Source organism: Streptomyces sp. NPDC006208, from assembly GCF_040613775.1.
Classification (GTDB): domain Bacteria; phylum Actinomycetota; class Actinomycetes; order Streptomycetales; family Streptomycetaceae; genus Streptomyces.
Genome location: NZ_JBEXSW010000049.1, coordinates 1 through 23,571, shown reverse-complemented (window position 1 = coordinate 23,571; position 23,571 = coordinate 1). Strand labels below are relative to the sequence as shown.

The window sequence follows — 23,571 nt, the reverse complement described above, 5'->3', positions numbered from 1 at the left end:
GCTCCCGACGTGGGCCGGCTGACGCCCGGCCCCCGGCCGCAGGAAGTGCGTCGAAATGGCTGACGCCTGTTCACCTGCCCCGCGGCCGGGGGACAGGCCGTCGTGCCACTTTGCCCCGGCCGCGGGCGTCCGTGGCCGAGGAGCCTGGACGGGCATCTCCGGGCTTCGACTGGATCACGGCGCTCGAGGGCGAGGCGCGCAGACGGGAAGGCCCAAGGTCACGGTCTTTCACCTGTGGTTCGACCGATGGTCGCGGCGTGATCGGTCACGGTCGCGGTGGCCGGTCGGCCACCGCGACGGACTGCGGGCTTGCCCGGTACCTCACCGAGGCTTGCCCGACCGTCGTGGTGGGGGCTTGCTTCTCTCGTGGCAGGGGCTTGCCCGGCTCTTTGACCGGCAGGGACGTTCATGGGTGCTGGTGCGCCGGCCTCGGCATGTTGGTCCGGTGCGGATGTCGTGCGGGTCCGTGCCGGCAGCGGTCCGTGTTTCGCGGTGCTGGTCCGTGTCGGGGGCGTCGGCTGTTCTGGCCCTGGCTGCGCGGTCGGTGTGGTCCCGGAGCCGTCGTCCGGGCGGGGCGCGGCGCGCATGCGCCGTGTCCCACGGGCGGGGCGAGCGGGGCCGGAACGGATACCCTGACGGCGAAGGCGGTCACCCGAACCCGGGGCGACCGCCTTCGCCGTCGAGCCCGGCGCGCGGTGGGCCGGACCGTCCACCGACTCGGGCGACCCGGGAAACGAACCGGGCCCTCCCACGGCCGACCGGGACCGGTCTACCGTGTCGCACATGACAGCTCTGATCATCGGGGGCAGCGGCTTCCTGGGGGCCGAGCTGATCCGACAGGCACGAACTGTCGGACACGCCACGGCCGCGACGTACCACGCGACCGAGCCACACGACACCTCCCGAACCATGTGGTACCCCCTCGACCTGAGGGACACGGAACGCCTCGACGCCGTCATGACCGAGGTCAGTCCCCAACTCGTCATCAACACGTCGAGCGCCAAGGCCGACTGGGCGGTCACCGCACAGGGCCCCGTCCGGCTCGCGAAGGCCGCAGCGAAGCACGGAAGCCGCTTGGTCCACGTGTCCAGCGACGCGGTGTTCTCCGGTGCCCGAATCCACTACGACGAGACCTGCCTCCCTGACCCCCTCACCCCCTACGGAGCAGCCAAAGCGGCAGCCGAGACCGGGGTCCTCGCCGTTCACCTGCAGGCCGTTGTCGCCCGCACATCGCTGATCGTCGGCAACGGGCGTTCCGTACACGAACGCGCCGTGCACGAACTCGCGACAGGCTCGCGCGACGGCGTCCTGTTCACCGACGACATCCGCTGCCCCGTGCACGTCGCCGACCTGGCCGCCGCCCTTTTGGAACTGGCATCGAGCGACGCGTTTGGTATCCACCATCTCGCAGGGCCCGACGCCCTGAGCCGCCACGAACTCGGCGTCCTCATCGCCAGGCGTGACGGTCTCGACGCCTCCCGGCTGCCCCAGGGCACGCGGGCCCACAGCACACTGCCCGGCGCGCTCGACGTACGCCTCGACAGCCAGGCCACCCAGCAGTAACTGAGCACCACACTGCGCGGTGCCCGACAGTTCTGCACAGCCCCCATCTGACCGCCCGGCCCACCGGCCCCAGACGTGCGTCGCTGTCTCCCGGAGGGCGCCTCGACCGGGCGGAGTACGAACGCGACCGCCCGGGCGCACTGGTGCACGTGGACATCAAGAAACTCGGCAACATCACCGCAACTTTGAAGGCCGCCGGAACCTTGTGGCCAGGGACGGGGTCAGCGCGTGGCTCCGAATCGGCGCAAACTCCTCGCCCGGCGCGACGTGTTCCCGCGCCCCGGTCCCCGTCCTCGTGCATCAGCACCTCGGGAGGCGCACTCCAGGCGTCCGCCCCGCCCGCTTCGTTCTCACGCGCACGGTCAGGCCACGTAGGCACCACCCGACCATGGGATCGAGTTCCGCAACTCGCAACGAGTCTGTTCAGCAGCCGTAGCGCGGCCCTCAGCCAGGACGCGGCGGTCGCCGGCACGGAGTACAAAGTGCGCCCGGACGCCTCGCACAGCAGCCGGACCGCGTCCAAATCGCCGGGCCTATCGTGTTACCCGACGGGGTAGCCCGGTAGGGCGCAACTGGGAGTACGGTGCCGGGGCCCGTCCGTAATGGTTCTGGGTAGACACGAAGGCACATGCCCCAGACCTGCGCCACGCGTCTCGCTCTGCATCCGTTCGGGCAATCACGTACTGGAACGACGTACCGTTCGTAACCGCCGAATGCGCAGCCCACTGCGTCGACGTCGCGTAATTGAGGTGAAAGGCGTCCGCAGGATGGTGCTCGATGACGCCGCCGTCGGCGAGGGCGCAGCCGTGCTTGCGCGTGTCGGGGTAGCCACCACCGGAGCTGCCGGACCATGAGCCGTTGACCAGGAATATCAGCCCGTACTTGTCAGCGACACGCCTGAAGGTCTTGGCCAAGGCGATCGCGCCGTCGCGGTACTGCAGCTGAGCGGTGGGGGACATCTCGGTCCAGGGGACGCCGGGGTAGTGGGACCTGGTGCCGAGGTCGTCGGCGAACCAACCTCCCATGTGGGGGTTCTCGCCGGCCATCTTCTCCAGCACACCTGCAAGTTTGGACTGAAGCACGCTGCCGACGCGGAAGTCGGTGAGGTAGCCCCATTGATTCGCCTTGGGCAGGCCGGGCCACCGGGGTACGGCGGGCCCGAATTCGGAGGCGTTCAACAACAGGTCGTGGTAGCGGCCGTATTCACCTTCGATGACGCAGTCGAGGTAGACCAGGACCGTGCCGCCGGCGGCGGAGATGTCTTTGAAGACACGGTGGGCGTAGTTGGTGCGGCCGGCTACCACCAGGCCGCCTGGTCGGGCGTAGGACGACAGGTTCTCGAAGGTGTTGTCGTAGCAGATGGCTGCGGACTGGGTTGTGCGGTTGTTCAATCTCTCCACGGGGGCTGAACCGGTCGAAGACGACGTGCTGGACGCGGCACTGGGACTGGACGGCGGAGCCGAGCTGGATGCCGGGGGCGTACTGGCAGTGGTGCTCGTGCTAGATGGCGTGGGCGCAGGCGCCGTCGAGTTCGGCGGGCGAGTGCTTGGGGTGGCTGACGGGACGGCATTGGCTGGAGTCCGGGCGTCGGGCGCGCAGCCGGTCTCCATGCCTGCGGCTGTCAGTACACCGGCGGCGGCCGCGATCTTTAGGTAGCCGCGTCTGTTCATGACTGGGTGTGCTCCTCACCTCGGGTGGCAGACCTGCTTGGGCATGCCGACGGCGGAACCAGGTTCGGCACACCAGCAGAGGGGACATGCACTCTGCCGGCTGCTCGTCTTCGGGCCGGTCTCTGGGGTTGTCAGGCGGTACCGGAAGGGGTCGCGGGCTGGCCGGTGTGCAGGGATTCGTAGGCGGCCAGGGCGGTTTGCAGGGTGCGTAGTCCGGTGTGTCCGTCGGGGTGGGCTCGTTGGCCGGTGCGGGCGGCGGTGAGGAAGCTGTCGAGCATGGCGGCGTTGAGGTCGGTGGCGGCGGGTTCCCAGCGTGGAGTGGCTTGGGTGGTGTCGTAGCCGTTGAGCAGTGGTGGGAAGGCGTCGAACTCGGCCAGGGCGCGTTCGCCGACGCAGGTGAGGGTCAGGCCGCCCCAGGTGGGGTGGGAGGCCGGGTGGCTCCAGCTGCAGTCGATGGTGGCGACGAGTCCGCGGGCGTAGGTGAGGGTGAGCAGACCGGCTGACTCCACCGCTGGTTCGTCGGTGTCGTCTGGGGTGAGGTGGGTGTTGGCGACTGCGTAGACCTGGGTGGGCTGTTCGCCGTCGAGGAGGACGTCGAGGAGGTCTGCGATGTGGACGGTGTGGTCCATGATCGCGCCGCCACCCGCGAGGGCCGGGTCGGCGAACCAGGGCCGTTCCAGGCTCGGGGGGCTGGAGTTGTTGGTGCCGTGAATACTGAGGAGAGATCCGAGGGTGCCATCGGCGAGGGTGTGCCGCAGGGCTGTGAAGGCCGGGTGGAAGCGCACGGGGTAGGCGGTCATGAGGCTGACGCCGGCCTGCTCGCAGGCGTCGATCATGGCTCGTGCGTCTTCTTGCGTGGTGGCCAGGGGCTTTTCGCACAGGATGTGTGCGCCTGCCGCAGCGGCCTGTTCGACGAGCTGCCAATGCCGGGCGTTCTCGCTCGTGACGATGACCGCCTGGGGGCGCTCTGCGAAGACCTCTTCGTACCCTGCCCGGTAGGTGACGGCGAGTTGATCGGCCAGGGCCTTGCCGCGGGTCGGGTCGCCGGGCGGGGCATCGGGGTCGGTGGTGACGAGTTCGATGTCTGTGCGGTCGCGCAGCAGCTCGATGTAGGTTGCGGCGTGGACGTGGGCGAAGGACAGGACGGCGACCTTCATGGGCGGTTTCCTTCCACGGGCTCTTGCTGACACGAGCCTTCGACTGCAATTGCCAGGCCGGTTGCTACGGACTGGCGGGCTGCAGCGGCGAGTCGGACGGCCGCCACCCCGTCCGATGCGTCGACCCTTGGGGCGGGCCCGCCCTTGAAGGCGGCTGCGAACTCGCGGATCTGGGTGGTGAACGGGTCTTCACCGAAGTCGCCGGTGGGTACACCGTCCGCTTCGGTGCCCCCCTGCCCGACCAGGCGCAGCGACGGGTGGGCGAGGGAGTCGTGGGTGAGGGTGCCGTTGGAGCCGGCGACATGGAAGGTGTAGCGGAAGGGGGTGGCAGGTGGGCCCCATACGCCCAGAACCTGGGTGATGACGCCGGATGCGTGGGTGAGGGTGGCGCTGCCGGTGGCCACCGGGCCCTCGGGCGCCTGGGCGTTGAGGTGTCCGCGCTGGGTGGCGTGGATGCTGACCACCTCTCCGAACAGCCACCTGGCGATGTCCATGTCGTGGAGCATCTGGTCGGTGACGATGCCTCCGGAGAGTGTGGGGTCGGCGAACCAGGTGCTCCATGTCGGATAGCGGCCGGTGCGGGTGAAGCGGGCCACCGCGACACGGCCCAGCGCACCGGAGTTGAGGGCGTCCCGGAGCCGTACGTAGGCGGGGAAGAACCGGACGACGTGTCCGGGGTACAGCTGACGACCTGCCTTCTGTGCGGCATACGCCATCTCCAGGGCGTCAGCTGGGGCGAGCGCCAGGGGCTTCTCGCACAGTACGTCCGCTCCCGCCTCGAAGGCAGCCAGGGCGATGTCGCGGTGGGTGGTGGTGGGAGTGCAGATGTCGACGACCGTGGCCCACTCCAGTGCCTCGTCCAAAGTGGAAGCCTCGGTGGCTGCGAACTCTTCGGCGAGCTGGGCGGCTTGGCCGTCAGTGGAGAAAATGCGCACCCGTGCCCCGAGGGCGATCCAGGCGGGCAGGTGGGTGCGGGCGATGAAGCCGGCACCGATCAGGGCCACGTCGAGTCTGTTCACGCTTCGGCCTCCGTGTCGCTGCTTGCCGGGGCCCCTGTCCTCGTACTGATGGAGCCGCGTATGTGCTGCATGCTGCGGGGGGTGAGATCGGGAACGGTCCAGCGCGCTCCGGCGTGGGTGAGGTCGGCCGCGGTGGCGGTCGTTGTGACACCGACGATGTCGCGTACCCCGGCAGCGACAAGCGCGCGGACCCCCGAGGGCGAGTCCTCGAAGGCGAGGCACTGTTCAGGCCGGACCCGCAGGGCGGCGCAGGCCCTCAGGTAGCCCTCCGGGGACGGCTTGCCGCAGGTGATGTCCTCGGAGGTGACGACGACGTCGACCAGGCCGCGCACGTCGAGGACGTTTTCGAGGATGTGCCGGGCCCACTGGGCTCCGGCGCTGGTGACCACGGACAGGAGGTACTTCGTGCGCAGCTGCCGGATGAGCTCGGTGGCGCCGGGCACCACCTGAACGCTGTGGGCGTGATCCAGTGTGAAGGCGGTCATGGTGGCCAGCGCGGCGACCGCGTCTGTCCCCGTCCAAGGTCCTGGCATGCCCGTGATGACGTCGGCGGGGCGTCGCCCCATGTAGTGCTGCTCGTACTCGGCTTCGGTGATCTTCACTGCCCATGTGTCGAAGAATGCCTGCCAGGCACGCCGGTGCACGTCCTCGCTGAGCACCAACGTCCCGTCCAGATCCATCAGGACTGCCTTGCAGGCCGTGCCGGCGAGCCCTTTTCGCAGACCGCTGCGCACGCCCGTCACGACGCGGTCCAACTGAACAAGAGCGCCCCTGCGCGGATCGGGCCGGTGACGGCGGGGGGCTGCGACGAGCCGGGCCGGCTGTCGAGCACGACGACAGGACATATCGAGGACAGGCCATGTGCTCGGACCACGGCGGGGTCGAAGGTGAGCATGGCATGGCCTACCTCGACCTGCTCTCCTTCGGTCGCATGCGTGCGGAAGCCTTCTCCGTTCAGTCGAACGGTGTCGATGCCCACGTGCACCAGAACACCTGTGCCGCAGCGGGTTTTGATCACGAACGCATGCGGGTGCACTTTGGCCACTACGCCGGCGACGGGTGCCGCGACATCGAGAGGCCCGGACTCCTGGGAAGGTTCGATCGCCAGTCCTGAGCCGAGCATCTGAGCGGCGAAGGCCGGGTCGGGCACCTTGCCGAGTGCTGCAAGATCACCGGTCAGCGGGGCGTATACGGCGAGGCTCACAGGATCTCCTTGATGTCCTCGGCCAGAGCGTCCGCCTCGGCGCCGACGACGACTTGCACGACGCCGGCCGAAACGAGCACCCCGAGAGCTCCTGCCTTTTTGAGGGCATCGACGTCGACGGCGCCCGTGTCGTTCACCTCGGTGCGGAGCCTGGTGATGCAGGCCTCGATATCGGCGATGTTGCCGGCCCCGCCGAGCCCCTCGACGATCAGCTGCGCTTTGGACATGGGTGCCCCCTCCGAATGGATCACGTTGCGACTCAGTTGCTACTGGTTATTACCAGTCATGACCACAAGATACCTCACTCGCGCGCCGGCGTGCAATGATGGAATGTCATGCGCATGTCAACTCAGCAACCTCCGCCCCCGGTTTCCGGGGGCGGCTCTGTCACTGGTCGGTCAGGGTCATGTGCAGCTGGTAGCGGTCGGCCCGGAACCACGAGTAGGCGTGCTCGATGGGCCGGTCCCCGCTGTAGGCGATGCGGTCGAAGATCATGACGGAGGCGCCTGGGCGGATGCCCAGCAGTGCGGCGGTCTCCGAGGAGGCCGGCCCGGCCCCGACCGTCTGCTCCGCACGGTCGATGGGGTGACCGAAGCGCGAGGCGAGGGTGTCGTAGACCGAGATCGTGAAGTCCACGCTGTCCAGCTCCGGCAGGAGGTCGGCGCTGTACCACGCGTCCTCGACGCAGATGGGGGTCCCGTCGGCCAGGCGCAGGCGGCGTACATGCCATGCCTGCTGCTTCTCGTTCATCTGGAGTGCGGTGGCGGTGGCGGGAGGTGGGGCGTCCTGGTCGATGGACAGCACCACGGTGCCCGGCTCCAGGCCCAGGCGGCGCATGTCCTCGTGGAACGAGGCCAGGCGGAGTTCCGAACGGTGCGCCCGCTCGGCCACGAACGTCCCGCGCCCGTGGACGCGGACCGCCAGGCCGTCGGCCACGAGCTGGCCGAGCGCCTCGCGTACCGTCACGCGACTGACTCCGTGGTCGAGGCACAGCTGGCGCTCGCTGGGCAGCGCGTCGCCCGGGGAGAGCTGGTTGGTGCACATGTCGACCAGGATCGCGCGGAGCTGTGCGTGTTTGGGCACCATGCCCTTGGCGGCAATCTGCTGTGCGGTCACTGCGGCCCCAATCTCGATCCGGGGGTGTGTCTGCGACCCCACTGGTTATGACCAGTATGCATCACGCATCTTTTCGCCGGAGCGAAATGGCCGCCCGGGGGCGGTGGCGGCCTGCAGGCGAGGGTTTTCCCCTGTCTGACGCCATAGGCATTGACACCTGTGTGACGGCGGGACCATATTGAGGGCAACTGGTCATGACCAGATAGTACTGGTCATGTCCACTGGCTCTCTTGAAGCCATCCCCGGGCTGTGTCCCCACCCGGCTCGTCCTTGCTCTCCTGCCCCTCCTGCACACCTTTGAGGTCGTCATGAGCACCAGCGCATCCCCATCCACCGGCCGCCGCCCGGGCCTGGCAGGCCTGCAGAAACTCGGCCGCAGCCTGATGCTGCCGATCGCCACGCTCCCCGCAGCGGGCCTGCTGCTCCGGCTGGGGCAGGACGACGTCCTAGGCCGCTTCCCTGCACTGCAGGACACCGCACACGTCATCTCCGCCGCCGGTGGAGCGCTCTTCACCCATCTGCCGCTGATCTTCGCCGTCGGCATCGCCATCGGATTCGCGAAGAAGGCCGACGGTTCCACCGCCCTGGCCGCGGTGGTGGGATATCTCGTGCTGGAAGGCGTTTTCAAGGCCATGTCGCCGGTCGTCCTGGAAGGTCAGAAGGACCTGGCCGGGGAGCAGGCGCTGGTCAACTTCGGGGTCCTGGGCGGCATCGTCATCGGGCTGCTCTCGGCGATGCTGTGGCAGCGCTTCTATCGCACCGCACTCCCGCCCTATCTGGGCTTCTTCAGCGGACGCAGACTCGTCCCCATCCTCACCGCGGTGACCGCACTCGTCGTCGGCGTCCTGATGAGCCTGGTCTACCCGTTGTTCAACAACGGCCTCACCGCCGTCGGCGAGGCCGTCGACGAGAACAGCATCGTCGGCGGCGGCATCTACGGAACCGCGAACAAGCTGCTCATCCCCCTTGGACTGCACCACATCCTCAACTCCGTCGTGTGGTTCATCATCGGCGACTACAACGGTGCACACGGCGACCTGAACCGCTTCTTCGCAGGCGACCCCGAGGCCGGCATCTTCATGACCGGCTTCTTCCCGATCATGATGTTCGCCCTCCCGGCCGCAGCCCTGGCCATCTGGCGCGAAGCCCGCCCCGAGCACCGCAAAGCCGTCGGCGGCATCATGCTCTCGGCCGGACTCACCAGCTTCCTCACCGGCATCACCGAGCCGATCGAGTTCGCCTTCCTCTTTGTCGCCTGGCCCCTCTACCTCGTGCACGCCGTGCTGACCGGCACCTCCCTCGCTCTGGTCAACGCCCTCGACATCCACCACGGATTCACCTTCTCCTCCGGACTCATCGACTACGTCCTCAACTGGGGCAAGGCCACGAACCCCCTCCTGCTCATCCCGATAGGCCTCGCCTACGCCGCCCTCTACTTCGTCCTGTTCCGTTTCGTCATCCGCCGCTGGAACCTGCGCACCCCAGGCCGTGAGGAAGAAAACCCGGACGCAGCCGAGGAGCGCCGTCCCGAACCCGCAATCTGACCGCCACGTCCCCGAACCACCCGTCGAAAGGAACCGTCCATGGCACAGCGCGTCGTCATCCTCGGCTCACGCAGCGGCCTGCATGCCCGCCCCGCCGCCACCTTCGTCCAGGCCGCCGCCCACAAAACGGTCCGCGTGACCGTGGCTGTCGACGGCAAGCCCCCGGTGGCCGCCGACAGCATGCTGGGCGTCATGACGCTCGGCGCAGCTTACGGCGACCAGGTCACCCTGACCGCAGAGGGTGACGGCGCGGAGGCTGCGCTGGAAGAGCTGGCAGCCCTGCTGAGCAAGGAGCTCGACGCGTGAGCGCCTCCACCACGATGACCGGCTACGGCGTCAGCCCGGGACTGGCGTCGGCACCTTTGATCCGTATGACGCCGCCGGTCATCACCGACCCCTGCGGGAGCCCGGGTGACGACCTGGAGCACGAAGTGCAGCGTGTGCGGCAAGCCTTGGCCCAGGTCGCCGAGCAGCTGGCCGCGATCGAGGCGAGCGGAACGACCGGCGCCATCCTGGAGGCCGGTGCCGCCATGGCCGGCGACCCCGCCCTGGTCCAGGCCGCCGCCGACCACATCGGCCAGGGCCTGCCCACCGCACACAGCCTCTCCCTCGCCGCCGACGGCTACTGCAGTCAACTGGAGAGCCTCGGCGGCTACATGGCCGAACGAGCCACCGACCTCCGCGACATACGCAACCGCGCGGTCGCGCTCCTGCTGGGTGTGCCCATGCCCGGCATCCCACGACCGGGCCACCCCTTCATCCTGGCCGCCGAAGACCTCTCCCCGGCCGACACCGCGGGCCTGGCCGACAGCGAAGCGGTGGGGCTGCTCACCGAAAGGGGAGGCCCGACCAGTCACACAGCCATCCTCGCGCGCAGCCTGGGACTACCCGCCGTCGTGGGCTGCTGTGAAGCCGCCGCTTTGTCCGACGGCACTCCCGTGATCCTCGACGGCGAAGCCGGTACCGTCGAAACACACCCCTCGTCCGAACGCCGGCAGCAAGCCCTGGAACGCGCACGCTCCCGGCAGCAGCCTCGTACACACGGCCCCGGACGCACCGCGGACCAGCACGCCATCGCGCTCCTCGCCAACATCGGCACGCCCCGCGATGCCTCCCGGGCAGCCAGGGCCGACAACGAAGGCGTGGGCCTGTTCCGTACCGAATTCCTCTTCCTGGACCGCCGCGAGGCGCCCACCGTCGACGAGCAGATCCACGCCTACACCCAGGTCTTCACGGCCTTCACGGGCCGCGCCGTGATCGTCCGCACCCTGGACGCCGGCTCCGACAAGCCCCTGCCCTTCCTGCGGCTTCCTGCCGAGGCCAACCCGGCCCTGGGCGTCCGGGGCCTGCGCACCTCGACGATCGACCCCGGCATCCTCGAAACGCAGCTCAAGGCACTCGTGGCGGCACAGCAAAAGACCGGCGTGCAGATGAAGGTCATGGCACCCATGGTCTCCACCGCACAGGAAGCCGCACAGTTCGCCGACCTGGCCCGCGGCCACGGAGTACAGACCGTCGGCATCATGATCGAAGTACCGTCGGCAGCCCTTCTCGCGCACGAGCTACTGCGGTACGTCGACTTCGCCAGTATCGGCACCAACGACCTGGCCCAGTACACCCTCGCCGCAGACCGCACGGCCCACACCCTCGCCCACCTTCTGGACCCCTGGCAGCCGGCCCTTCTCACCCTCATCTCCCAGGTGTGCAGCGCGGCAAGGGCGCTCGGCCGCCCCGTCGGTGTCTGCGGTGAGGCGGCGGCCGACCCGCGCCTCGCCCCCGTCCTGGCCGGGCTGGGCGTGAGCAGCCTCTCCATGGCCACCCCGGCTGTTGCCGCCGTGCGCGATGCACTCGCCCGGCTCACGTTGCGCGAGTGCAAAGAGCTGGCCGCGAGCGCGCTCTGCGCCGGGGAACCCCGCACAGCACGGCGGATGAGTGGCACCTTCCTCGGCGCAGCGAGCGAACGGCAGGAGGCCTGACGTGGAGGTGGTGATCCGCCCCGACGCCGAAGACGCAGGCCGCACCGTCGCCGGCATCATCCACCGCGCGATCGTCGCAGGTACCAGGACCCTGGGGCTGGCCACGGGTTCCTCACCCCTGGGCATCTACCGCGACCTGGTCCGCCGCCGCCGCCACGAGGCCCTCAGCTTCGCCGGCGTCGACGCCTTCCTGCTCGACGAGTACATAGGGCTCCGACCCGCCCACCCGCAGTCCTTCCTCGAGGTGATCCGCCGCGAACTGGCCGACCACGTCGACCTGGATCCCGCCCGGGTCCACGCCCCCCAGGGAACGGCATCGGATCCGCGGCAGGAGGCCCGCCGCTTCGAGCGCACCCTCATGGCAGCGGGCCCGGTCGGCGTGCAGATCCTCGGGATCGGCGTCAACGGCCATATCGGATTCAACGAGCCGGGCTCCTCGCTCGTCTCATGCACCCGGATCAAGACCCTCACCGACGCCACCCGCCGCGACAACGCACGCTTCTTCGGCGGAATCGACGAGGTGCCAAGGCATGTCATCACCCAGGGGCTGGCCACGATCGGCGCGGCATCCCACCTCGTACTGATCGCCACCGGCCCGCACAAGTCCCACGCGGTGGCCGCCGCCGTCGAAGGACCCGTCAGCGCGATGTGCCCCGCTTCCGTCCTTCAGTTGCATCCGCATGTCACGGTGGTCGTGGACGAGCTCGCCGCAGCCCGATTGGAACAACAGCCCTACTACCGCGAGGTCGCCCGCTGCAAGCCCGCCGGCCAGGGGTACTGATGAGCCGCCCCGCCGATGTGGTCGCCGTCGATCTCGGCGGCACCACCATCAAAGCCGCGCGGTTCGACGCGCAAGGGGTGACCGAGGAGACCCTCCGGCTGGCCACCCCGTCCAGCGAAGGGCCCCAAGCGGTGGTCGCTGCGGTCGTGCGGGCAGCCACTGCTCTCGTGCGTGTCCGTACCGCAGCCGTCGGCCTGTGCGCCCCAGGGCTCATCGACGCCGGCGCCGGCGTCGTCCGGTACGCCGCGAATCTGGGACTGCGCGACACGTCCCTTGCCGCGGCGGTCGCAGACAGGCTCCGTATCCCCGTCACACTCGAACACGATGTGCGGGCAGCCTGCCTCGCCGAGCAGCGGCTCGGACTCGGCGCCGACGTACAGGACCTGCTCGTCGTCGTACTCGGCACCGGCATCGCCGCAGGGATCGTCAGCAACGGACAACTCGTGGAGGGTGCCCACGGCTTCGCCGGCGAATTCGGCCACATCCCCGTCCACCCCGACGGTGAGCTCTGCGCCTGCGGTCAACACGGTTGCGTAGAGGCATACGCAGCAGCCGGCGCCCTGGTCCGCCGCTACCGCCGCACCGGAGGCACCGCCGACAACGCCGCCGACATCACCGCACAAAAGGACACCGACCCCGAGGCCGCACGGCTCTGGGCCGAGGGAACCGACGCTCTGGGAAGAGCGCTCGTCACCGCGACACTCCTGCTGGACCCGCAGCGCATCGTCCTGGCCGGCGGCATGACCGCTGCCGGAGATGCGCTCGCGGAGCCCGTACGGCACTCCCTGCAGAGCGGACTCGCCTGGCGCACCGCCCCCGCGGTCGACATCTCGCCGCTGGGCGCGGACGCGGGACTCCTCGGCGCGGCTCTACGGGCCGCCGAGGCTGCAGGCGCACGCGCATACCTACGGACCACATGCTGAGCCCGGCCCGCGGCCGGTCCCGCCCGGTGCGACCGCCAGTTCCGGCAGTGCCGACATCGCAGCTGTACGCCTGCCCCGCATGAAAGGAGCACGTCACCCGTGTGGCCCCGAAAACGCAGCCACCGACCTCCCCGGAGGCTGCAGCCCGAGCTCGACGACGAGCCCCTCGCCCGCGCCCTGACACATCTGGAAGCCCAGATAGCGGCCCAGGGCAACAACTTGGCCGAATGCAACGACCGCGGCGCCCTCACCTATCCGATAGAGCAAGCACTGCGCGACCCGGGGAAGGACTGGGACCGGCGGATGCACCGCCTGCTCGTTTTCAGCAACCTCCCCGAAGCGCACGTCCTGGCCGGCCACTGGCGCACCTGGAATCCCGCCAGTGCCGACGCCATGCTCCTGCAGGCCCTCGCCGGCATCGCCCAGGCCCGTTCAGGCGGCCCCACCGGCGATCTCAGCACCACGATCGCCCTGTGCAGGGATGCCGCTGAACTGGCACCTGAGGACCCTGCCCCGTGGGTGGCCATCCTGAGCTACTACCGGCTGGTGCGGGCGCCCGGGGCCCAAGTGCAGCCCATATGGAACGCCGTGAAATCGCGCGATCCATGGAACCGGGAAGCTCACTGGCAGATGCTGCAGTACGTCTCCCCGGAGGAGTGCGGGTCCCATGTCCTGACCGTTCAGTTCACCGACTCAGTCGCTGTCTCCGCTCCCGCGGGCTCTCCCGTAGCAGCCGTAGGCCTCACTGCCGGCCTGAGCCGGTACCGAAGGGCTCTGTCAGCAGGAGGCATCACGGCACTTGCCGCACGCCGACACTGGGATCAGCCCCACGAACGCGCCCTCGTCGACGAAGCCCTGGCCAGCTGGACACAGCCCGGCTTTCTCAGGCATGCAGCAGCCCTTCTCGATCTGAACCTTCTCGCCTACGTGCTGACGAGAGCCGCACGCCTGCAGGAAGCATGGCCGGTCTTCGAGGCAACCGCAGCGGTCGCCGCCTCCTGGCCCTGGGAACTGGACGGCGCCCCCCTGAAAGAGGTCCAGGAATGGCACTCTCGGGCGTTCAGGGCCAGGAACCGGCGCTCACCACGGTGACTCGGCATACGCAGCCCGGGACACCGCAACGGTCCTTCCCGGGAAGTCCGCCCACGGTGCTGCCGCAAGGCGCAACAGGATCGGCAGCGACATGCCCGCTCCGCCACGAATTACGCACAAGATTCGGGCCGATTTCCGCGAAATCGAAATTGACAACCCCACCCACTGCGGCCCAAACTGGTCATATCTGGTAATTACCAGTTCATGGGCCATCGCTCGGCGGCCGCGACGACCGCTCGTCGCATCCGCGGAAACCCGAGGTTGTGATGACTGCTCAAGCACCCCCTGAACCAGTAGGGCCGGTCGAACTGCTCGCACTGAACCCGGATTGCAGGGCCGCAAGGACCGACCAGCTCTTCTGCGAAAGTCACGGGAACGCGGCAGACGACCCGCGAGACCCCCACCTCGCACTGGTAAGTGCCGGTGCCCGGGACGTCAGCCGGCTGCGGCGCCTTGCGAAGGAATTCCTCACCGACCTGAAACTGTCGCCTGCGGCACGCGACGACGCTCTCCTCATCATCTCCGAGCTCGTCACCAATGCGGTACTCCACGCCCTGCCACCGACTGCTCTGCGAGTGCGCTGCATCCAGCGACAAGTCCTGCGAATCGAAGTCACTGACGGCGGTCCGCAAGCCGATCCACCGCCCAAAGCCGACGAGCAAGGGGAACATGGTCGTGGCATGCAGATCGTGGCCGCCATGGCGATTCGCCACGGCACGGTTACGCACGCAGGCGGGGCCACCCGCTGGGCAGAGCTGCACCCCTGATCAGCACGCTGCCGGCCTTGCGAGAGTGGCACCTCTCCCTGTTCCGGACGGCTGGTCGGGTAGGGAGTAGCCCCGGTTGCCCATGCGAGTACCGCTGTGGCGTCCATGCAGGCCTCCAAGCCCGAGAAGTGCCGCCGCTATTGGCGTGCCGCTGTCGTGGCCGATGACCTGACCGACCAGGTCGGAAACGTTCGTGCTCAGCGCCACCCCGGGCAAGGGGGCATGCCGGGCGGGCGGGAAGTACTCCGGGACGGCCACGGCCACATGGACCGTGGAATGGACCGCTGCGGCTCTCGGGACGCCGGACAATTCACCGAGGTACGGCAAACGCCGTTCACGGTTGACGTCCGAGAGGTGAAGGTACTGAACTGACGGCGGTAGCCCCAGACGCCTCCTGCCAAAGCACGGGGACGCCCGTGGGCCTTCGCGGGGCACGGCGCTCTGTTGCGCGCAACCGCCCGGCGAGCAGCTCCTCGCGCTCTCGCGCAATTGCCGTTGACCGACCGGCCATTGGCCGACTGGTGCCCCGACCAGCCAGAACGGAGTTCACCGTGACTCTCCAGTGCCCCACCTTGTGCGAGGTTGCTGGGACGGGCGACGTCGTCGTCCAGGGCGAACGGCTCACCGACTCCCCGTCCCCTCATAGGCGTGGTCAACACGGAAGCGCGGTCACAGCCTTGAAATCGGCCCGTGCCGCTCGTCGCCCCACTCGCTCCTGTGTTCAACTGAGTGAGGAGTCTCAGGGTTGGGGTGTGCATGTGTGACGGTCACGGAGGAGCTGCTGGTCCGGCGTCGGCGCCCCCCACACGCTTGCGCAACGGTGGACCCGGCCTCTGCGGATCTCCACCGCAGCCGACGTACTGCGGGACAGCAACTGCTCGTCGGCGACGATCAACGCGTCTCGCAGCTGGGCCGCATGGTCGAGGCACATCAAGGTGTGCTGATGGTCCACTGTTCGGACCTGGTAGGTGTTCGGCCCGCGCGGATCATCGAGCACTTGGACTTGCCGAAACTTGCCAGGCGTACGGAAGTTGACCTTACGTCGCCTGGGGCAGCAGAGCGATGAAGACCGGACCTGGCGCAGCCCCCAGGGACCGCCGGATTCGATCGCTGCCTGCCCTTCTTCGCACCCGGGATGAGGAGGCCACGTCCCAGGCCGGGAAACGGTTGAAGGCACCCGTAGAGTTGGGACTCCCTGGTCGACAGACACGGACGCATCGGTGCGGATCGCTTCTGCAGGTTCTCGCGGTTGGTGTCGAAGAACGCCCTCGTGACGTGCTGCTTCTTCCGTTGCCTCATGGTGTGTCGGACGTCGGAGCCTCAGCTTCGTGCCGCTTCCTCGGCGGTCTGCCTTGATCGGAGCAGCCCGCCGGGCTTGTGACCCGGGCCGTCGCGTCCCTTCCGAGTCGGCAGCCCGCAGGTCTCCCAACCTGTGCGGTTGCCAGATGGTTCGGGGACGAGCGCGGTGTCGGGTCGGCAGTGCGGGCACGCGTCGAAGCTATCGGTGAGAGCGTGGATGCGGGCTGCCGGAGCGGAACTCGCGTGGACAAGCCTCCGGGTGTGTGACCCGCTCGATCGCGCCGTGCGGTCGATGAGCTTCCCGGCCGGTCGGACGGCCGGATCAGCGCAGTCCGGCGAAGAGATCGTTCTCGGGTACGGCCGCGCCGGTGAAGTCCTGGACACGGACGAAGGTCTCCATGCCCATCAAATCGCCGAACCTCTCCTTGCCCATCTTGAGGAAGAAGATGTTCTCGCCCTGACTGGCGTGCGCCGCCAACGCGTCGAACTTCTGACCGCTGAACGCGGTGGTGTCCACCCACGTGGTGATCTCATCATCGGGGAGGCCGATCTCGGCCATCGCGGCGGCCTCGGCAGGATCCGGCTCCGGCATGTCCTCATGAAACTCGCGCATGACCTCGCCGAACCGCTGCATCATCGAGCGGGGCATCGTGGTCCAGTAAACCTTCGGTGTCAGCGCGGTCATCTCCAGCGCCGCCATCGTGATGCGGTGGGCCTGGATGTGGTCGGGGTGGCCGTAGAAGCCGTTCTCGTCGTAGGTGACGACCACATCAGGTCGGTAGTACCGCATGAGTTCCCCGAGTCGGGCCGCGCCTTCCTGCACGGGGGTCTGCCAGAAGGACCCGGGGGCGTCGTTGCTCGGCCAGCCCGTCATCCCGGAGTCGGCATAATCCAGCATCTCCAGATCGCTGACCTTCAGGACGTCACAGCTCGCCTCAAGTTCCTGACGGCGCATCAAAGCGACGGCGGCCGGATCGTGCCCGGGATCGCCCGGCTTGACACCTCCCGGTCCGTCACCGCAACCGCCGTCGGTACACGTCACGAGAACCGTGCGGATGCCTTCCGCCGCGTACCGAGCGAGGACCCCTCCGGTTCCGGTGGCCTCGTCGTCGGGGTGGGCGTGTACTGCCATGAGCGTCAAGGGCCGGTCAGTCATGAGACAGTCCTCCTGCAAAAATACGTCGTGGTCCCCGTGCGCGGCGGGCGTACCGCGATCCTGGGGCCCGGATCCTGGTGGGGTGGACGACCTGGTGGTCTCCGCGTTCTCCTCCCGTGTGGCGCCGGTCTCTCGGTCGATGCAACCGTGCCGGCCGGACCGGCTGTTCCCGGGACGGCCGCTTGGCCTTCCGGACGTCGGCGTTTCCACGCGAACGAGGTACGGGCGCGCCCTGCATGTCTCAGCGCCGCGTCGGATCCGACTTCCATCCGGCATTAGCCGTGAGATTCCGACACGAAACTTGAGATCCTACACGATCTGTAGGGTCTCAAATTCCGTGGCACAGCTTGACGCTGTGACCTGGCCTTTCTCGCGGTGTCTCCCGCCAGGCGGCAGCGCGTTCGTCTCCCGGCGGTGTCATTTCCATTGCCGCGGTCACCCGGAGTTGTACGCCTTGAGCCGGGCGTCGAAGACGGCCATGCCTGGCTCAGGCTCCAACTCGGCGTAGATGTCCGCCAGCCCGTGAGCGTGGCGTTCAGCTGGCTGCCTGGCAGCGCGATGGCATAGCGCAGTGAGGGACGCTGTTACGGCCTGCTCCCAAGTTTCGCCGGGGACGGTCCCTTCCAGGAGGGCTGCGGCGCGGTCCGCGTCAGGCAGTTTCCACATGGTCCGCAGCGCTCCTCTCGGTGGTGGGGTCCGGGCCGAAGATGACGGTCCTGGCGGCGGCTGCGAGGGCGGCCTGCGTGTCATAGGGCAGGCCGAGCCGGTCCAGGCGAAGAGCTGGGCCAAGACGTCTCGCAGGCCGCGGTGAGCACCTGCGCCGACGCGTCCAGTTGGTAGATCTTGCAGTGTTGCCGCAGGACCCGCCCGTCGCGTTTCCCGTATTGCTGTTCGCGGTGTCCAGTACGTAGAAGAGAAGAGGCCGGGGGCTTGCCGTCACCGGCACAGCCGAAGCGGTCCTTGCCCGGTGCGGACGGCACTGACCTCAGGCGATGCGCCCGCGGGTTCGAGCCGACCGGTGTTTCGCGCCGCAGCGCCGGCGCCACCGCCGGGGGCGAACCCGTCACCACGGCCGAAGCCAGGGGTCACCGTCTGGAACATCGGCCCCCATGCATGAACGAGTGCCAGTGATGGGCGGCTCACCCGTCCGACACGCTGGGCAGGGCGTGGGTGCCGGCGGACGCCATGATGGAGGATGCTGTTCCACGCACGAGGGAGAGGTATGACCGAGCCCACCTCCGACGGGACCGGGAGCGGTCGGCCCTCGGGGCACCGCGATGCAAGTTCCGGCATGGCTGACCTCCGGCGCGTTGGGGCGAACCCGGATTTCTGGTACCCGGTCGCGCTGTCCCGGAGCGTACGCAGCAGGCGGGTGTTCGCGACCGCGTTCGCCGGGGAGCGCATCGCGCTCTACCGCGGGGAGAGCGGTGCCGTCCACGCGCTGGAGGACCGGTGCGCCCACCGGCAGGTGCCGCTGAGCATGGGCGTCGTGGAGGGCGAGACACTCCGCTGCTGCTATCACGCGTGGGCCTATCGCGGCGACGGCCGCATCTCGCAGATCCCATACTTGGCCAAGGGCGATGGCCAGCCGCCGCGCGGCGTGCGCGGCTTTCCCGTCCGCGAGGCTTACGGCCTGGTGTTCGTCTTCCCGGGCGACCGGGAGAAAGCAGCGGTCACTGCGCTGCCCGAGCTGCCGGCCTTCGGCTCAACGAAGCACAAGACCATGACCTTCTCCCGGACCGTGCGCTGCCACTACTCGTTCATGCACGAGAACCTGCTCGACATGAACCACCAGTTCCTGCACCGGGGCGTCGTCGGCAGGCTCCACCCCGAGCTGCTGGGATACCGGACCGGCCCGCGGTCGGTGGAGGCCAGATACCTGTTCACCCACGCCGGGGGGAAGCGGAACCGCGGCGCCAGCCTGCTGGCCGCCGAGGGCATCGGCGGCAACTCATGCGACGTCATGACCATCCGCACCGAATACCCGTACCAGACCCTTGACCTGGTCCCGGAGAACGCCGAGCGTCCGGCCTTCTTCCTCTGGGCCGCGTACGTGCCCGAGGACGCCGAGCAGCGCACGTGTCACACCTACGGCCTGCTCATGATCGAGAAGCCCGGGATTCCCGGTGCTCTTCATCTGGCCTGGCCGCTCATCAGGCGCTTCACCGAGCGCGTGTTCGCCGAGGACCGCATGGCCGTCGAAGCCGAGCAGCGGGCGTGGGAGGAACAGGGCGGGGACCGCAATCACGAGGTCTTCCCACTGATCCTGGACGTCCGCAAGGTGCTGCGCGCCAACGGCGTCCCTCTCCGCCCCCAGGCTGCCGCGTGCGGCACCGCTTTGGGCGACGGCCCGGCGCCGGTACCCGGCCACCACTCCGCAGGACCGGGCGTCCCGGCAGGCCCGGAGTCCTCCGCTGCGCAGCCGGGCGGGTGAATGCGATGGGTGGTCAGGATCATCGTCTGGCCTTTGCCGGCGAGGTTGCGGATCTGCTCGAACACCCGTAGCTCGGCGACCGCGTCCGTTTCACCAGTGTTGACTTCCCGCTGCCACTGCTTCCCAACAGCGCCAGGATCTTGCCGGTAGGGATCGTGACGTCGACCTCGCACAGGGACGGTTCGGCGTTGCTGCCGGGGTAGGCGACCATCGCGCAGCCCGAGGACCAGCGGGCCGCCCGCAAGCGGCAGGGCCGGGCCGGAGGCCGTCCCCCGGCCTTCGAGAAGGCCCGGTACCGCCGCCGAAGCGCGGTCGAACGGTGCGTCAGCAAGTGGAAGCAGTTCCGCGCGGTAGCCAGTAGGTACGGCATGCGCGACTACATCTTCAACGGAACCCTGACCGTCGCCGCGATAGTCATCTGGCTCCGTGACACCGTCCAAGAGCCATCAGAAAACGCCCTGGTTGAATTGCCCTGTGAGGTTGGGGACGCGGCTGGCGGGTGGTTTGCCTTCGAGCGCGGTGTGTCCGCGGTGGTGATTGCAGGAGTGGAGCCATTGTGGGAAGGCGTCGCGTCGTTCCTGCTCTGAGCGGTAGGGGCGAGCGTAGGCCCATTGGTCGAGCAGGGTGCGGTTGAGGCGTTCGACCTTGCTCGCAGCTGCCCTCGGAACCCCGCTCGGCGCCCCGCCAGAGCCGGCCGGGAGGCGGCGTCCGAGAGGTCCCGTTCGCTGAGGCGTTTGATGGTGACGGCGATCGCGGCGCGTACATCCGTCACCGGCGGCCCAGCCGGCCGCGCGACGATCGGCACCATCGTGATCGAGGACACCTACTGGCGCGACAGCCCGTGGCGGTCGGCCCAGGCGTCGATCGCCGCGGCCAGCTCCTCGGGGCGGTCCTCCGGGGAGTGGTGGCCGGCGAGGCCGTGGCGGGAGACCTCCAGGCCGGCGATGTTCTCCTCGCACCAGGCCACGGCCCTTTGGTCGGTCATCGCGCCCGGGCCCGGCTCGAACGCGGCGAGCAGCTTGGGGACCTCGGGGCTGGCGGCCAGCCAGGCGGCGTAGTGCTCGATGCGGGCCACGATGTCGGCGGGCTCGGCGTCCAGCGGCATCATGCGCGTCCACGCCAGTATCGGGCGGCGGCTGTGCGGGGTCGGGAAGGGGCGTCGGTAAACTTCGAGGTCGGCAGGGTCGAGCGGGGTGGCGAGCGTGTCCGGTAGCCCTTCGATGAACATGGACTTCTCCAGGATCATCTCCTCGCCCACCCCGGGGGTGCGCAGGAGGATGAACAACTTCCGTCCGGCCGCCGGGAATTCGTCGCCGACCAGCGGCTTGATGATCGTCTCGGTGAAGGCGAGGCCGCGGACGCGGCCCGGGAGGCGGGCGGCGCGGTCGAAGGCGAGCGCGCCACCCCAGTCGTGGCCGACGAGGACGGCCTCGGCAAGGCCGAGGGAGTCGAACCAGGCGTCGAGGTAGCGGGCGTGGTCGTCGAAGGAGTAGGCGAGGTCGGGCTTGCCGGAGTCGCCCATGCCGACGAGATCGGGGGCCAGAAGGCGGCGGCCGGGCGCGGCCACACCCGGCAGGACGTTCCGCCACAGGTGGGAGGAGGTGGGGTTGCCGTGGAGGAAGACGAACGGCAGCCCGTCGGGGTCGCCGTACTCGCGGTAGTGGAGGGTGGAGTCGAGGACGGGGAGGTGGGGCACGGCGGTGTCACTTCGCTTTCAGGACGGGGATTCAGAGGTTGAGGCTCAGGACACGGTCGACGGCGATCTCGACGACGACCAGGTCCAGCGGGGCGGGCGGGGCCGCGCCGTAGTGGACGGTGTAGCGGCGGACCGCCTCGGCCAAGCGCGCGGGGTCGTCGGTGACGGCGGCCCGGCCTTCGAGAGTGACCCAGCGGAAGCCGTCCGCCTGGCAGAGCGCGACACGGGCCGTCGGGCCGCCGGCCACCACGTTCCGGGCCTTGCGCGCTCCCGCCCGGGTGGTCACCCGGACCAGCCCGGTGGCCGCGTCGAAGGTGAAGCGGACAGGGGTGACGTGCGGGGTGCCGTCGGGGCGGAGGGTGGTGAGGGTGGCCGTGTCGGGGTGAGTGAGGAACGCCCGTGTGGCGACCGGAAGTTCGACGGTCGCCCGGCTCACTTCTTCTTCACGCCCTCGTTCCAGATCAGCTTGGCGATGTTCGGCTTCACGGCCGTGGTGATGACACCCATGGCCGTACGGACGTACCGCCTCTCCTCCAGCTCGCGCAGCATGCTCGCGGCGAGGTCGGCACGGGCGGTGAAGACGCCGTCGGCGCTGGTCTCGGCGGTGTGGTAGTCCGTGACGACGGGGTGCTCGAAGAGGCCTGAGGGCCGGACGAAGGTCCAGTCGAGGTCCGTCCGACGGATCACGGCCTCCATGCGGCGCATGTCCTCGTGGAGGGTGCGGCCGAGGCGTCGGTTCACCAGCGGGTCGAGCACATGATTGAAGAAGTGCGCGCCCGTGGGACGCCAGTTCGGGTCGGCGATGCTGGAGCTTACGGCGAGCAACCGCTTGATGCCGTAGCGGGCCATGGCCCCGGTGATGGCCGTGGCGCTCGCCGAGTACGTGGTGATGGTCTCCTTGCTGAAGCGCGCGCCCAGCACGGAGAGGACGGCGTCCGTCCCCCCGATCGCGGCGTCGACAGCCGCCGGGTCGGTGGCGTCGGCGACGGCCACAGCGAGGCCGGGCCGCGTGGGGAGGGAGCCGGGGCGGCGGGTCACGGCGACGACCTCGTGGCCGGCAGCGAGGGCCTGGTCGGCGAGGTGGCGGCCGGTCGGTCCATTGGCACCGAAGACTGCGATACGCATGGCGTCGGGTCATCCCTTCGTGTGGTTACCGGAACGCCCTTGACTGTGCCGATCACGAAAAGCAGGCTCAACGCTGATGAATAACGCCGCCCCTGCCCCCGCCCGCACCCGAGGCCGCCCCCGCGGCAACCCGCCGACCCGCGAGTCGATCGTCTCTGCGGCCCGGTCGCTGTTCCTGGAGCGCGGCTACCGGGGCACCACTCTGCGCGCGGTGGCCGGGGCCGCCGGGGTCGACACGGCGCTGATCGCGTACCACTTCGGCTCGAAGAAGGGCCTGTTCGCGGACGTGATGCAGTTCCAGTGCGCCAATGCGCTGGCGGTGGACGACGTCCTCGGCGGCGACCCGGCCACCCTCCCCGACCGCCTGATCGACGCGGTGACGGACCTGTGGGAGGACTCCGACGTCGTACAGCTCACCACCCAGGGCGAGGCGGCTGCCGAGGTGATCCGCGAATACCTGGAACGCGAGCTGCTGGCCCGGCTTGTTGAATTTCTCGGCGGCCGGGACGCAACCGCCCGCGCCACGGCCGTGGTGACGATCCTCGGCGGCCTCATCTACACCCGCTACCTCAACCCCCTCCCCACCCCCGCCGCCCTCACCCCCTCCGAGACCCGCCACATCCTCACCCCGGCGCTGCGCGCGGCACTGACCCCGAGACCGCGAACCGCGGCAACCACCAGAGCGGGCCGTCGGGGCTCGCCGACCTCCGGCGGAGGCGCCGTCCGGCCTTGACCAACTCAGCACATCCGGTGCGGCTCCCCCCTGTAGGTAGCGGTGCAGGGAGGTTTTCGGGATGCCGGTCTTGGCGCCGATCTCCCCGTAGCTGATGCCCTGGCCCTTGAGCAGGCGCGACTGCGTGCGCTGGGGCCCGACCACCCTGAAACCGCGACGACTCGAAAGCACCTCGCTTATTGGTGTGTGAGGGCCGCGGAGGGCGACGCTCGTCAATCGATGGCGAGCTCAAGCGGTCAGCGCATCACCGCTGTTCAGGAGGTCAGCGTAGACCTCTGCCGGAGTGCGGTAGCCATGGGTCTTGCGCGGACGATGG

The 23,571-nt window shown here is 69.0% G+C and carries 21 protein-coding genes and 2 pseudogenes; 10 read left to right on the top strand and 13 right to left on the bottom strand.

Going from position 1 to position 23,571, the window contains the following annotated elements; genetic code table 11:
* Positions 1 to 783 precede the first annotated feature (783 nt).
* A complete protein-coding gene (locus ABZ208_RS31700; RefSeq protein WP_356912900.1) occupies positions 784 to 1,563 on the top strand; it encodes a sugar nucleotide-binding protein in 780 nt (259 codons plus the stop codon).
* Between the two features lie 533 nt (positions 1,564 to 2,096).
* On the opposite strand, the gene ABZ208_RS31695 is transcribed toward ABZ208_RS31700, so the two are convergent.
* The 7 genes from ABZ208_RS31695 to ABZ208_RS31665 form a co-directional block, all read right to left on the bottom strand.
* The gene (locus tag ABZ208_RS31695; protein WP_356912899.1) at positions 2,097 to 2,954 is read right to left on the bottom strand and encodes a hypothetical protein; all 858 of its coding nucleotides are present in this window, start codon (positions 2,952 to 2,954) and stop codon (positions 2,097 to 2,099) included.
* Positions 2,955 to 3,364: 410 nt separating this feature from the next.
* Positions 3,365 to 4,390 (bottom strand): Gfo/Idh/MocA family oxidoreductase, encoded by a 1,026-nt coding sequence (locus ABZ208_RS31690; RefSeq protein WP_356912898.1) that lies wholly within the window; start codon positions 4,388 to 4,390, stop codon positions 3,365 to 3,367.
* Positions 4,387 to 5,409, bottom strand: a complete 1,023-nt coding sequence (locus ABZ208_RS31685) for a Gfo/Idh/MocA family oxidoreductase (protein ID WP_356912897.1) — start codon at positions 5,407 to 5,409, stop codon at positions 4,387 to 4,389. Before ABZ208_RS31685 ends, ABZ208_RS31690 begins: the two co-directional genes overlap by 4 nt.
* Complete coding sequence (locus tag ABZ208_RS31680) at positions 5,406 to 6,152, bottom strand: HAD family phosphatase (protein WP_356912896.1); 747 nt, start codon at positions 6,150 to 6,152, stop codon at positions 5,406 to 5,408. Before ABZ208_RS31680 ends, ABZ208_RS31685 begins: the two co-directional genes overlap by 4 nt.
* Entirely contained in the window at positions 6,149 to 6,613 is a 465-nt protein-coding gene (locus tag ABZ208_RS31675; protein ID WP_356912895.1) for a PTS glucose transporter subunit IIA, read from the bottom strand. Before ABZ208_RS31675 ends, ABZ208_RS31680 begins: the two co-directional genes overlap by 4 nt.
* Entirely contained in the window at positions 6,610 to 6,840 is a 231-nt protein-coding gene (locus ABZ208_RS31670; RefSeq protein WP_328405211.1) for a glucose PTS transporter subunit EIIB, read from the bottom strand. Before ABZ208_RS31670 ends, ABZ208_RS31675 begins: the two co-directional genes overlap by 4 nt.
* 160 nt (positions 6,841 to 7,000) lie before the next feature.
* On the bottom strand, positions 7,001 to 7,729 hold the full coding sequence (locus ABZ208_RS31665) for a GntR family transcriptional regulator (RefSeq protein WP_356912894.1): 729 nt from the start codon (positions 7,727 to 7,729) through the stop codon (positions 7,001 to 7,003).
* Between the two features lie 308 nt (positions 7,730 to 8,037).
* Between ABZ208_RS31665 and ABZ208_RS31660 the strand changes: the two genes are divergently transcribed.
* From ABZ208_RS31660 to ABZ208_RS31630, 7 genes are all read left to right on the top strand, one after another.
* Complete coding sequence (locus ABZ208_RS31660; protein WP_356912893.1) at positions 8,038 to 9,273, top strand: PTS transporter subunit EIIC; 1,236 nt, start codon at positions 8,038 to 8,040, stop codon at positions 9,271 to 9,273.
* Between the two features lie 39 nt (positions 9,274 to 9,312).
* Positions 9,313 to 9,579 (top strand): HPr family phosphocarrier protein, encoded by a 267-nt coding sequence (locus ABZ208_RS31655; RefSeq protein ID WP_356912892.1) that lies wholly within the window; start codon positions 9,313 to 9,315, stop codon positions 9,577 to 9,579.
* Entirely contained in the window at positions 9,576 to 11,249 is a 1,674-nt protein-coding gene (ptsP, locus tag ABZ208_RS31650; RefSeq protein WP_356912891.1) for a phosphoenolpyruvate--protein phosphotransferase, read from the top strand. Before ABZ208_RS31655 ends, ptsP begins: the two co-directional genes overlap by 4 nt.
* 1 nt (position 11,250) lies before the next feature.
* Positions 11,251 to 12,030 carry a glucosamine-6-phosphate deaminase gene (gene nagB, locus ABZ208_RS31645; RefSeq protein ID WP_356912890.1) on the top strand — a complete coding sequence of 260 codons (780 nt, stop codon included), beginning with the start codon at positions 11,251 to 11,253 and terminating at the stop codon, positions 12,028 to 12,030.
* A complete protein-coding gene (locus ABZ208_RS31640; protein WP_356912889.1) occupies positions 12,030 to 12,953 on the top strand; it encodes an ROK family protein in 924 nt (307 codons plus the stop codon). The genes nagB and ABZ208_RS31640 overlap by 1 nt, the downstream gene beginning before the upstream one ends.
* A 99-nt stretch (positions 12,954 to 13,052) precedes the next feature.
* Positions 13,053 to 14,045 carry a hypothetical protein gene (locus ABZ208_RS31635; RefSeq protein ID WP_356912888.1) on the top strand — a complete coding sequence of 331 codons (993 nt, stop codon included), beginning with the start codon at positions 13,053 to 13,055 and terminating at the stop codon, positions 14,043 to 14,045.
* 266 nt (positions 14,046 to 14,311) lie between these two features.
* Complete coding sequence (locus ABZ208_RS31630) at positions 14,312 to 14,812, top strand: ATP-binding protein (protein WP_356912887.1); 501 nt, start codon at positions 14,312 to 14,314, stop codon at positions 14,810 to 14,812.
* Positions 14,813 to 16,433: 1,621 nt separating this feature from the next.
* Here the strand turns inward: ABZ208_RS31630 and ABZ208_RS31625 are convergent.
* Entirely contained in the window at positions 16,434 to 17,267 is an 834-nt protein-coding gene (locus ABZ208_RS31625; RefSeq protein ID WP_356912886.1) for a PIG-L family deacetylase, read from the bottom strand.
* A gap of 1,222 nt (positions 17,268 to 18,489) precedes the next feature.
* Between ABZ208_RS31625 and ABZ208_RS31620 the strand changes: the two genes are divergently transcribed.
* Positions 18,490 to 19,701 (top strand): aromatic ring-hydroxylating dioxygenase subunit alpha, encoded by a 1,212-nt coding sequence (locus ABZ208_RS31620; RefSeq protein ID WP_356912885.1) that lies wholly within the window; start codon positions 18,490 to 18,492, stop codon positions 19,699 to 19,701.
* 88 nt (positions 19,702 to 19,789) lie between these two features.
* Here ABZ208_RS31620 and ABZ208_RS31615 read toward each other — a convergent pair.
* From ABZ208_RS31615 to ABZ208_RS31595, 5 genes and pseudogenes are all read right to left on the bottom strand, one after another.
* Positions 19,790 to 19,903, bottom strand: a pseudogene (locus ABZ208_RS31615) (ATP-binding cassette domain-containing protein); the annotation flags it as partial.
* Positions 19,904 to 20,147: 244 nt separating this feature from the next.
* Positions 20,148 to 20,348: pseudogene (locus tag ABZ208_RS31610) on the bottom strand (integrase core domain-containing protein); the annotation flags it as partial.
* Between the two features lie 176 nt (positions 20,349 to 20,524).
* A complete protein-coding gene (locus tag ABZ208_RS31605) occupies positions 20,525 to 21,397 on the bottom strand; it encodes a haloalkane dehalogenase (protein ID WP_356912884.1) in 873 nt (290 codons plus the stop codon).
* Between the two features lie 31 nt (positions 21,398 to 21,428).
* Positions 21,429 to 21,833, bottom strand: a complete 405-nt coding sequence (locus tag ABZ208_RS31600) for a TIGR03618 family F420-dependent PPOX class oxidoreductase (protein WP_356912883.1) — start codon at positions 21,831 to 21,833, stop codon at positions 21,429 to 21,431.
* Positions 21,830 to 22,522, bottom strand: a complete 693-nt coding sequence (locus tag ABZ208_RS31595) for an NAD(P)H-binding protein (protein WP_356912882.1) — start codon at positions 22,520 to 22,522, stop codon at positions 21,830 to 21,832. Before ABZ208_RS31595 ends, ABZ208_RS31600 begins: the two co-directional genes overlap by 4 nt.
* A gap of 76 nt (positions 22,523 to 22,598) precedes the next feature.
* Between ABZ208_RS31595 and ABZ208_RS31590 the strand changes: the two genes are divergently transcribed.
* Positions 22,599 to 23,255, top strand: coding sequence for a TetR family transcriptional regulator (locus tag ABZ208_RS31590; protein ID WP_356912881.1), 657 nt, complete (start codon positions 22,599 to 22,601; stop codon positions 23,253 to 23,255).
* The last annotated feature ends 316 nt before the right edge of the window (positions 23,256 to 23,571 follow it).